This is a genomic window from Clostridium sp. UBA5119, assembly GCF_002414285.1.
Classification (GTDB): domain Bacteria; phylum Bacillota; class Clostridia; order Clostridiales; family Clostridiaceae; genus Clostridium_J; species Clostridium_J sulfidigenes.
Map to the genome: position 1 here is coordinate 3474 of NZ_DHYX01000043.1, position 10403 is coordinate 13876.

Annotated in this window: 7 protein-coding genes and 1 pseudogene; 1 reads left to right on the top strand and 7 read right to left on the bottom strand. The window is 28.2% G+C overall.

Annotated elements, in window-relative coordinates; all coding sequences use genetic code 11:
- A partial coding sequence (locus B2671_RS06310; RefSeq protein WP_414632619.1) for a DEAD/DEAH box helicase family protein occupies positions 1-3318 on the top strand: 3318 nt, incomplete at its 5' end.
- 261 nt (positions 3319-3579) lie between these two features.
- Here B2671_RS06310 and B2671_RS17570 read toward each other — a convergent pair.
- The 7 genes and pseudogenes from B2671_RS17570 to B2671_RS06340 form a co-directional block, all read right to left on the bottom strand.
- Positions 3580-3738, bottom strand: a pseudogene (locus tag B2671_RS17570) (transposase); the annotation flags it as partial.
- A gap of 34 nt (positions 3739-3772) precedes the next feature.
- Entirely contained in the window at positions 3773-4408 is a 636-nt protein-coding gene (locus B2671_RS06315; RefSeq protein WP_346869642.1) for a putative bacteriocin export ABC transporter, read from the bottom strand.
- A gap of 3 nt (positions 4409-4411) precedes the next feature.
- Positions 4412-6439: a hypothetical protein gene (locus B2671_RS06320; RefSeq protein ID WP_346869643.1), complete on the bottom strand. Its 2028-nt coding sequence runs from the start codon at positions 6437-6439 to the stop codon at positions 4412-4414.
- A gap of 80 nt (positions 6440-6519) precedes the next feature.
- Complete coding sequence (locus B2671_RS06325) at positions 6520-6831, bottom strand: hypothetical protein (RefSeq protein ID WP_346869644.1); 312 nt, start codon at positions 6829-6831, stop codon at positions 6520-6522.
- A gap of 485 nt (positions 6832-7316) precedes the next feature.
- Complete coding sequence (locus tag B2671_RS06330; RefSeq protein ID WP_346869645.1) at positions 7317-8111, bottom strand: class I SAM-dependent methyltransferase; 795 nt, start codon at positions 8109-8111, stop codon at positions 7317-7319.
- A 363-nt stretch (positions 8112-8474) separates the two neighbouring features.
- The gene (locus tag B2671_RS06335; protein ID WP_346869646.1) at positions 8475-9092 is read right to left on the bottom strand and encodes a cyclase family protein; all 618 of its coding nucleotides are present in this window, start codon (positions 9090-9092) and stop codon (positions 8475-8477) included.
- A 475-nt stretch (positions 9093-9567) separates the two neighbouring features.
- Positions 9568-9732: an AAA family ATPase gene (locus tag B2671_RS06340; protein ID WP_346869647.1), complete on the bottom strand. Its 165-nt coding sequence runs from the start codon at positions 9730-9732 to the stop codon at positions 9568-9570.
- Between the last annotated feature and the right edge of the window lie 671 nt (positions 9733-10403).

Consider the following 10403-nt stretch of genomic DNA (forward strand, 5'->3'; position numbering starts at 1 on the left):
AAACATATATTTAAAAGCTTTGCAAGTAGTGCAGTGGAGGCGGAGAAGAGCCTTCTTGTGTCACCTGCTACTTGTGCTATTCTTTCAAGGAGAGCAGTGGAGCTTGCTGTTAAGTGGGTTTATAGTTTTGATAATGATCTTACAGTTCCTTATCAAGATAATATTTCAAGTCTTATTCATGAGACTACCTTTAGGCAGATTATAGACCCATCTTTGTTTTCACTTATTAAATACATAATTAAACTTGGTAATACTGCAGTTCATACAAATGCTAGCATTACAAGGGATGAGGCTGTGCTTTCTCTTAGGAATCTTCATGAAGTGGTAAGATGGATTGATTATTGTTATGCAGATGAATATACTTGTAAAGATTTTAATGAGAGTATTCTAACACAAGGTGAAGAAAAACGTACAAGACCTCAGGAACTTAGAGACCTTTATGATAGGCTAAGTTCAAAGGATAAAAAACTTGAAGATATACGCAAAGATAATGAATCTTTACGTAAGACTATGACGGAGCAAAGAATAAGCAATACTGAAAGCTATGACTTTGAAGTTGATGAGCTAAGTGAGTCAGAGACAAGAAAGAAATATATTGATGTTGAGCTTAAGCTGGCAGGGTGGAATATAGGCACGGATTGTCTTGTAGAAGTACCAGTGGAGGGAATGCCTAATGCTGCAGGTACAGGTTTTGTAGATTATGTGCTCTATGGTAATAACGGAAAACCTCTTGCAGTGGTTGAGGCTAAGAAAACAAGTAAGGACCCTAATGTGGGTTCTCAGCAAGCAAGGCTTTATGCAGATTCTTTGGAGCATCAATACATGCAAAGACCTCTTATTTTTACCACCAATGGCTTTGACATAAATTATATCAATGATGCAGAGGACTATCCTCAAAGACCTGTAAGTGGAATTTTCACTAAGGATGAATTACAACTTATAGTTGATAGAAGAAGTAATAAAATCTCCTTTGATAATGTAATGATTAATGATGATATTTCTAACCGTTATTATCAAAAGGAAGCAATTATGTCTGTATGTGAAGCTATAAAAACTAAGCATAGAAAGATGCTTCTCGTTATGGCTACAGGAAGTGGTAAAACAAGAACTGCCATTTCTATAGTTGATATATTAATGAGACATAATCATGTGAAAAATATTTTATTTCTTGCAGATAGGAAGGCTCTTGTGAAGCAAGCTAAGAATAACTTTAGTAATCTACTACCAAGTCTTACGCTTTGCAACTTATTAGATAATAAAGATAATCCAGAGCAGGCTCGAATGATTTTCTCTACATATCCAACTATGATGAATGCTATAGATGAGAAAAGAAGCAAGGATGGACGAAAACTTTTCACTCCTGGACATTTTGACCTTATAATCATTGATGAAAGTCATAGAAGTATTTATAAAAAGTATGGAGATATTTTTCAGTACTTTGATGCTATGCTCCTTGGACTTACTGCAACTCCAAAGGATGATATTGATAAGAATACCTATAGCATTTTTGAGCTGGAGAATAATGTACCAACCTTTGCCTATGAACTAGAAAAAGCTGTAGAGGATGAATTTTTGGTAGATTATAGGTCCATAGAGGTTAAATCTAAGTTTATAGAAAAGGGAATTTATTACGACGACCTTAGTGATGAGGAAAAGGATGAATTTGAAAAAACCTTTGAAGAAGATGAAAATATAGATGATAACATTTCAAATAGTGCTATTAATGAATGGCTTTTTAATGGAAATACTATAGATATGGTTCTTAGAGAGCTTATAGAAAAAGGCCTAAAGGTTGAGGGTGGCGATAAACTTGGAAAAACAATTATCTTTGCAAAAAGTAGTCGCCATGCCAAGGCTATTGTAGATAGGTTTAATATAATCTTTCCAGAGTATGGCTCACACTTTATAAAGCAGATAGATTATAGCATTAACTATGTAGATACCTTGATAGATGATTTTAGTACAAAGGAAAAGATGCCACAAATAGCTGTATCTGTAGATATGCTTGATACTGGTATTGATATCCCTGAAATATTAAACCTTGTGTTCTTTAAAAAAGTACGTTCTAAATCTAAGTTCTGGCAGATGATAGGAAGAGGTACAAGACTCTGCACTGACCTCCTTGGAGTGGGACTTAACAAGGAACAGTTCTATATATTTGATTTTTGTACTAACTTTGAATTCTTTAGAGCTAATCCTAAAGGCATGGAGAGTAAGGGCACCCATAGCTTAACGGAGAGAATCTTTAACACTAAAGTTGATATTTTAAGAGAACTTCAGGATATTAAGTATCAAGAAGAAGATTATATTCATTATAGAAAAGACATCTTAAGGGAACTTTTAGAGGATGTAAGAAGCCTAAATAGAGAAAACTTTAAAGTAAAGCTCCATGAAAGATATGTAGAAATCTATAAAAACAATGAGCCATGGAATGCCTTAGGAACGGGAAGTGTAGCTGATATAAAGGAGTACATCTCACCATTAATTACACCACTTAATGATGATGAACTTGCCAAAAGATTTGATTGTCTTATCTATACAGTGGACCTTGCATATTTGCAAAACAAAAATGCCACAAAGCCTATAAAAGCTATTATTAATACAGCAGAGCAGCTTTCTAAATTAGGGACAATCCCAAAGGTTATGGAGCAAAAACATATCATTGAAAAAGTTCTAACAGATGAGTTCTGGGAAAGTGCAGATATCCTTGACCTTGAAGAAGTAAGAAATGCCTTAAGAGACCTTATTAGGTTTATCGAAAAAGATGGCCAAAAGATATATTACACCAACTTTAAAGATGAAATCCTTGAAATCAATGAAAATGGAGCAATATATAATAGTAATGACCTTAAGGATTATAAGAAAAAGGTGGAGCATTACCTAAAAGAGCATAAAGATGAATTAGCTATATACAAACTTCGTAATAATAAAAAACTCACAAAAGAAGATATGAAAACCTTAGAACGTATCCTATGGAAAGACCTTGGCAGCAAAGCAGAATATGAAAAAGAGTATGGAAATACTCCAGTTACCAAGCTAGTGAGAAAAATAGTAGGACTTCAAAGAGAAGCAGCTAATGAGGCCTTTAGTAAATTTCTTAGTGAAGAGAATCTCAATGTAATACAAATAAGATTTGTAAAACTTATTGTAGACTACATTGTAGCTAATGGAATTATAGAGGACAATAGAGTTCTTATGGAAGAACCCTTCAGAAGTCTTGGCAGTATCACCACCTTATTCAAAGATAACATAAATGATGCAAGAGAAATCATGAATGTTATAACAGATATTAAAAATAATTGTGAGCAGATTGGTTAATGTAAATGAAAGTGAAATAACTCTATATAAGTAAAAATGAAAAATAAAATGTGAAAAGCTACGTAAATTTTAGATACGTAGCTTTTTATATTGTTAATCATTATTTATTAATTAATTTAACCTGAATTATTAACCGAATTTATTTTTAAAGAATTTATCGAATACATTTCCTTACAATAATGAATTCGGTGTATTTTGTATCTTTTAAATATTATTTTTAAATCTAAAGTTGAAATTTTAGATTTAGTTTTTCTAGGGACTTTATATCAGCTTCAACCTAATAGTCTCCATTCTGTTAGATTTCATAGACTTTGATAAAGCCAGTGTTCTAAAACAATTATTAAAGTTATAGGCTAACATCGCCAATTGTAATTTATTCATATTAGCAATGTAATTTGTGCTGCTCATTGAATCAAAAGGGAAGCCATTTTTACTTTAAGGATAGCTTAATTATTTATATATTAACGATTCTTTCACATTGTGAACCTACATAAGAATCGTGTGTTACAATAATAATTGTTTTTCCTCCATCATTTAATTTTTTCAACACTGAAATAACAAAGTTTCTATTTTCTTCATCTAAAGAACCTGTAGGCTCATCCGCTAAAATCAAATTACTTTCCTGCAAAATTAATCGTATAAGAGCTATTCTTTGCTGTTCACCACCACTTAATTGATAAATCTTTTTATTCTTAAGCTTTAAAATATTAAACTCATTTAATAAATTATCTATTTTATCATTCTTTTCTTTTTTAGACATCTTCTTATATGTTAATGCTAACTTTAAATTCCACAAAACAGATTCATCATCTATAAGACCATAGTTTTGAAATAGATATCCAATTTTATTCCTTCTAAGTAGCATTGATTCTTTAGAGTTAATTCGAGGATTATTATAATCATAAATGGTAATATCACCGCCACTTTTATCTGATATTAATCCAATTATATTTAATAAGGTTGTTTTACCCTTCCCGCTTTCCCCCATAACTGCTATCATCTCTCCACTTTTTACTATTAAATTAACATTGGATAAAACAGAAATTTTATTATATTCCTTTGATACATTCTTAAGTGTTAATATATTCAAAATTTATCCTCCTTTTAAAACCTCATGAGCATTTTTTATAATAAATATCTTGTATAAACTAAATAACAACATTAAATCTATAATAAGAATTAATATATATATATATACATTGATATTAAATAAGTAGGCAGGGATAATTAAACAACTCATAATAATTGTAATTACTAAATTAGGAAATAGGCTTCTTACACTAGTAAATCCCATGGTATATTCAATGGCAAATCTTTTTTTATTTACCATAATTTCTGTATAATTTGCTGTATATAATACAAATAAAAGTGTAATTATAAATATTATAGAAAACATTAAGGATTGAAGCATTACAAATTTATTGAAGTTAATTTCATCCATGTATGGAGTAAGTAATGTAGCTGCATTAATTAAATTATCAAGTTTATATTCATATAGCTTTTTACTAAATATTTCTCTATTATCTAGTAAAAAAGATAGTTGCTGATTACTAAGACAATTAAGATAATATAGTCCAGAAAATTGTCCAGTATCAAGTAATATAATAGAATCTTTTATTGTTTTATAATTATCATTATTTTTTAGTAAAAAAAATTCGTAATCTATATCATTGTTTAGATATAATATTTTTATATCCCTTATATTTTTTTTAGAATCCGATGGCACCCCTTCATATACATCATAATTTACTAAATCATTATACATATCTATATAATATTTCTTAACCTCAGACTCCTTATCTTTATATTTTTTAGGTACCAATATGCATGGCTCATTAATACTTAAATTACCTAAAGGTTTGTTGTTATCGTCCTTTAATTCAAGAAACTTATTAATATAATTATTATTTAGTATCACGTAATTTTTTTTATAGGAATTCATTAAATTATCTATGGATGTGTTATCAGAATTTAAATTTGTACTACTAATATAACTTACCATATTAACACTTTCAAATAACAATTCACTATTAGAGTTTAGATCATCATATAGATTTTTTATATTAGAGCTAATATAGGTTAGTTCATTTTTATCTAAAAAAACTTTATCATATTCTTGAGAATTATATCCCTTTCCAGTATAAAAGTTATCTAATTCCCTATATCTATCTAAATTATCAACACTTTCTTTATAGGAACTATAATTACTCAAAGTTACATTTAATGTTATAGTAATAATTATTATTAATAAAAACTTTGTACCTTGTAATGTATAAACTAATCTATCAGAGTAAACCTTATTTTTTATCATAGAACTAATATCAATAAATCTTATACTTATTTGTGTTAAAAATAGAAGACAAACATTTAATAATAATATTAGTAATAACCCTATTAGTAAGCCTATATAATATTTCATAACAAAAATATGGTTAATAGAATAATATACTGCATGTACAATAATAGCTAATATTATAGAAAATAAATTAATAAATATAAATTCTTTACATGAATCTAATATCATCCTAAATGGAGAAAATCCAATCATTTTTTTTAATGCATTAACCTTTATTCTCATAAAAGTGTAAATAAATAAAACTAATATTGTTAATATCATCAAAACTGCAAAGTCTAATCCATTTAGTTTTAATATTTCATCATATTCAACTGTACTTTCATTGTGTTCTTTTATAGAAATATTCAAGTGCTTTCCTATAGTATTTAATTGCTCAATAGATAAATCTGTATAAAAAACCCCTGTGTTATCTATAAAATCTTCTTCTTCTAAGTTTAAATAAATAAATGTCTTGTCTTTTGATATAGATTTTTCTTTAGATAAATCTGCTAACTTAGAATGATATATTTCATAAGTGGTATTATTAAGGCTAGTCATAGGCATTTTTATTATCTGTAATTTTGCTAAATCTTCTTCTAAATATGTTTTATCAAAATATTCATAAAAATCCTTCAGCGCATTTCCTGTGGAATTTTCAATAGCATAAGATTTTAAATCAGAATCTCCGAAGTTATTTAGCATATATATTGGATAAACAGATTGATTAAATATATATGAAAATAACAGCATTTGCACTATAAGAAAAATACTCAAAAACTTTTTCATAAATCCTCCATTTGAATATGTAATAAGATTAGTTAAATTAGCTATTATAAATTTGTACTTAAAATGTTATTATTTCTAAATTATCTTTGATAATAGTCATAGTATGACTTTTCATTAGACCAAAATGATCTATATGCTTCAGCATGAGCATAGTCATCGCACCATCCACTAGTAGTAGTATTACTACCAACTGTAACAGTAGCTTTAACTTTATAATATTTATCATTATCTGGCTTTGCATCTTCTATAGTTGAATAAACAATACTGCTATTTTGCCCTCCTGTATACTGTAATTCTCCATTCTCAACAGATAAAGCATAAGCACTAATTGCAAGACTTAAAGTCATTGCGCATGCACTAGCAGCTACAAATATTTTTTTTGAATTTTTCATATTTAACATCCCCTCTTAAATATAACTAAGTTAACTAATCCCATTAAATATAACATATATATATATTAATGTAAATATTTACAATGTATTTTTTTATTAATTTATAAATATTTTACATAACACCTAATAGAATTGCAGTACATATTTATAAACACTACATTCATAATCAATTATTTACAAATTATGAAACATATCATACTTCATAAGCTATAAAAATTAACGTTATATCAACAACAAAAGATATTTTTTAAGAGGAAGCGCTTATACACAAATAAATCAGATTACACATGAATTTAAAGAATTTATATTTGCCAGGGGGGAAGTCTTTCTCATTGTAATTTTGTACCACAAAAACTCCAACCTATTAAAAGATTGGAGTTACATTTTTACATCATTTATTACTAGACTTTCGTAAATTTAGCATTTATTTATAGTGCAATTTATCCTATCACACCCAAGTTCAAAATCTATAACTGCATCTTATTCTAATAATTAAATCTAAAATTTCCTGTCTTATTAGATGTTGCTAACTTCTTAGCAACAATAAGAAATCTATGCTCTGTTCCTTCTATATACCCAATTTCATTGAGTTCTTTCTCTATTTTACATAAGTTTTCAAAACAAGTATCAACGGAAAAACTAGGAAATTCCCATTCTATTATTTTCGCAAAGTATACCAACGCTCCTGTATCATAAAAACGTATAGGAGTAAAAGTCTCTTCTGACTTAAGAATTTCAAATCCGTTATTTTCAAAACCCTGAATGTTATGTTTTAAGTCATGAGTAGGATACAACGACTCAAAATTATCTATTATCTTTTCAGATAAATCTACATCATTTTTTCCACCTACTTGTTGAGTAATAAAATACCCTCCAGCCTTTAATATTCGATTAATCTCACCAATATCATAGGATTCATGTCTATTAATTATTATATCGAAAGAATCATCTTCAAAAGGCAATCTTGAATCATCAAAAACCTGCTTAACCGTTATCCCAACAGGTTCTAATCTTTCTTTACAAATTACAACATTAGGTTCATATGACTCTGTTACAGCTGTATTACAAAACGGATGATCCAAAGTAAGTAGAAATTCTCCTCCTCCTGTTCCCATATCTAAAAGCTTATATTCTGCTTTTAAATAAGACAATAAGATTTTTTCATAATCCCATGGTATATTTTCTCCATGCCATCTACCATCAAGATACGAGAAATCCCATCCCTGAAAACCTTTCTTTTCCTCATTTTTTAAATAATTTTTAAACTCTTCTCTATTCATTTAACTACTCCTTTTCATAATATACTAAATATGATAATTTAATTTGAAAAGTAATGCAGTTAACTGATAACAAATATCTTATTATCTCAGTACAATCTGCTATCAGATTATATTAACTGCACTGAGTAATTACCTAGTTTGTTTCTCATAATGAGTTTCACCTCTTCTAAATACTATAAATAATTTGAAGTTACAATTTTCTGTAATTCAAGTTATATATAAATTTTATCATGTAAATTATGTTAATACAACGAATTTATAACATAACATTATATGGAATTTTAACAACTGTTTTTCTTATTATTTATAGTAGAGTTCTCAGTATCGTTGTACTATCAATTTTTTGAATTAGTATTCTTAAATTTAAATCCTAGCTACAACTCTCACAGGCGATGCTTCCGCTTTTATTTTAAGAGGCAATACAATAATCTCAAATTCATCTACATTCAATAAACTCCCGAGATTTCTCATATTTTCAATAATAAGAATATCTTTTTCTAGTAGCATTTTATGAACTTGAAAAGGGTATTTATCTGGAGATGGCAAGTCCATGCCAATCATCTTAATATTTCTATCTATAAAAAATTCAGCTAATTCTTTTTCCACTATGGGGTGGCTAGTAAAGTAATCATCGCATCCAAATTGGTTTTCAAAACCGGTATATAGAAGCACTATGCTATCCTTTTCCACAATATCTAAATACATCTTTTTCATTTTAATAACATCTTGGTTTCTAACATCAAGTAAACATCCTTTTCCAATAAACTTATCTGCTGGATAATCATCTATTAAAACATTACTATCTAACATGTGGCTGACAACATCAATATGAGTTCCAACATGCATACCAGTTTCTAGTTTCGTGTCATTGTATTTGTCTTTAACCAAAAATCTATTTTGATATAACTTTAGCTCTTCATCGTAAGGATGAGTACTTAGTCCATTTTCTATGGTATAACTTAAATCAATATATTTAGACATCTATTTATTCTCCTTTGCAATTGCTAATATAGAATCTACAAACAAATCTCTAATCTCTTCAACCCCTCTTTGTGTAGTATCAATAAGTATTCTTTCCAACACCCAGTGCCGAGTTTAAAATTATAGCCTTCACTTTACAACATCCTGATAAACAATATTCACTATTTCATTTAAGCTTAATTCTTTATGTATACATACCTCTGGAATCATATCTATTAAGTCTTTTTCATTCCACCATTTTCTCATTTCTTTTTCCCCAAATTCATGTGCATTAGGTTTTTGTTTATGACGATTTAAAGTTTCTTCAAAAGGTATATTAAAATAATATGCAAAAATTTGATTACCAAACTCATTATGTAAATTTTCAAATAGTTTTCTATACCACCTTGAATTTAAAATACCTTCTAAAATTACAATATTGCAATGCTTTTTCCCATATAGTACAAGTTCATTTAATAATTTAATTGCTTCTGTATCAGGACANNGGACCATCTTTCACAAACAACATTTCTCTTCTAACAACATCTTGTGATATTAACATGGTACCATGCCCAAATTTCTTTTGTAATGCCTTTGCTGTTGTAGTTTTACCACTTCCTGAATTGCCTCTTAGTATTATTAACTTAACCTCTTTATCCATCTATTACATGCCCTTTCAAATTGATTAAACTAACATTTTATACTATATATTAAAAATATAGATTATATAAACATTATTTACTACTAATTATACCATTTTATTGAAAATTTTATATTAAAATATTTTATCTTACTACTTATGATAATCTATTTTTCACGTTTATTTATACAGTATATAAGTTCTGCTCACCAAATCAAAGATCTGGAGCATCACTTACGGTGCGGTTCTTAACAACACCCCTAATATAATTTATTTAATGAAATATCATTTTAACTATTTCTTTTTATATTTTTCCAACTTCAATACCCAAAAACATTCCTATAGTGACAACTATTTTACCACCCAGAGGTAACTGAAAATATGCTTAACTCATAGTATTGTCCTTTACAGACCAAAATGGTCAGTAGATTAATTTTATTTTAAATCTACTGACCGTTTTTTAAAAGTCCTTAATTTTAATATTCAACTACATTAATGGCTTTTAACTTCTTGCTTTTCATGTTATTTATATTATATTTCATTAGTTTTTATAATCTTTTGTGATATCAGTATGCCTATAACACATGAAATTATTACAAAATAAAAGATTGCATTATAACTATTAAGAAAATCCATTAGCAATCCTGAAGCCAATACCCCAATAATAGCACCTATTCCATATGCAGTAAAGA

Coding starts and splice junctions, on each gene's coding strand:
- B2671_RS06320 (WP_346869643.1), bottom strand. CDS start 6,439: ATGAAAAAGTTTTTGAGTATTTTTCTTATAGTGCAAATGCTGTTATTT.
- B2671_RS06325 (WP_346869644.1), bottom strand. CDS start 6,831: ATGAAAAATTCAAAAAAAATATTTGTAGCTGCTAGTGCATGCGCAATG.
- B2671_RS06330 (WP_346869645.1), bottom strand. CDS start 8,111: ATGAATAGAGAAGAGTTTAAAAATTATTTAAAAAATGAGGAAAAGAAA.
- B2671_RS06335 (WP_346869646.1), bottom strand. CDS start 9,092: ATGTCTAAATATATTGATTTAAGTTATACCATAGAAAATGGACTAAGT.